This is a genomic window from Campylobacter concisus (genome assembly GCF_003048445.1).
GTDB lineage: Bacteria > Campylobacterota > Campylobacteria > Campylobacterales > Campylobacteraceae > Campylobacter_A > Campylobacter_A concisus_BF.
This window is the reverse complement of the sequence record NZ_PIQW01000038.1, coordinates 1-1225: the sequence shown is the minus strand read 5'-3', so window position 1 is coordinate 1225 and position 1225 is coordinate 1. Positions and strand designations below refer to the sequence as shown.

The window sequence follows — 1225 nt, the reverse complement described above, 5'->3', positions numbered from 1 at the left end:
AAGTCAAAGGGCTTTTTCTCTAAAAAAGAGTCTCATCTAATGGCTATAAATCAAAAGGTCATCAGCTCAAATTTAAACGCAGGTGATATCAGTCTAAAGGCTGGTGGTAACCTAGCTCTAGTCTCATCAAATCTAAATGCTAACAATATAAATTTAAACGCAGATGAAAACGTTATAGTAGATGCTAATCACAACGTAGAAGCAAGCCAAAGCTTTACTAAAAGCTCACGCTTTTCATTAAAACCAACATCTCTTTATGAAAGCAACCTTCATCTACTTGAAAAAGGCGATAGAAGGGCAGTTGCTTCAAATTTAAATGCAAATGAAAACATAAATATAAACGCAAGCAATATCAGCCTAAAAGGTGCAAACCTAAATTCACAAAAAGATATAAATTTAAATGCCAATAGCATAGATATATCAAATACTAATGATGAGAGCTATAGAAACGAAGTTAGTAAAAAAAGTAAGATAGGCTTAATCTCAATTGGTGAGCACATCAAGAATTTAAAAGCAGACCTAATACAAAAGCTAAATCCTATAAAAGATCTAAAAGCAAAAACAAAAGACACATCTATAAAAGTACCTATCGCAAAAGCTAGCTTAGATCAAAAAAGCTCAAAAGAGAATTGGGTAAATGCAAACTCGTCAAATTTAAATGCAAATGGCGACATAAACCTAAACGCAAAAGATGATATAAATATAGTAGGCTCAAATTTAAACGCTAATGAAGCTATAAATTTAACTAGCCAAAACTCAAATATCAAACACTCAACCAACCTCTACGCCAAAGATACATCAAGCAAAGAGGCAACTGGCACACTATCTATCACCGCTCAAAACGAGTATGCACAGATCGTCCCAGCAGCACTTGCTCTAAAAGAGGCGATCGCTCAACTAAAAAGAGTGAAAAAAGAGTATGACAACTATAAAAAAGAGAAGTCAAAGCTAGAAGCTAGCCTAAGCGATATAAAGCAAAGATATAGAAACAAAGAGGTAGGCATCGACTACTCTGATATAGAAGAAGTAAGCGAGATATTAGAAGAGTATAGAGACGAGGAGAAATACTTTAAAGAAAACATTCTTCTTGCAACTGAGAATGTAAATGCGAAGAATTTAGCACTTATAACCCAAATGGCAGCAGCTCTTGCAAGCTCAGGAACATATGGCTTTAGCGTAGGTGTAAGGGCTGATCTTGCTACCACTAAACAAGAGAGCTCTTTAA

At 34.9% G+C, this 1225-nt stretch carries 1 protein-coding gene; it reads left to right on the top strand.

Going from position 1 to position 1225, the window contains the following annotated elements:
* Nucleotides 1–39 precede the first annotated feature (39 nt).
* A partial coding sequence (locus tag CVT14_RS10590; RefSeq protein ID WP_199907344.1) for a hemagglutinin repeat-containing protein occupies nt 40–1225 on the top strand: 1186 nt, incomplete at its 3' end.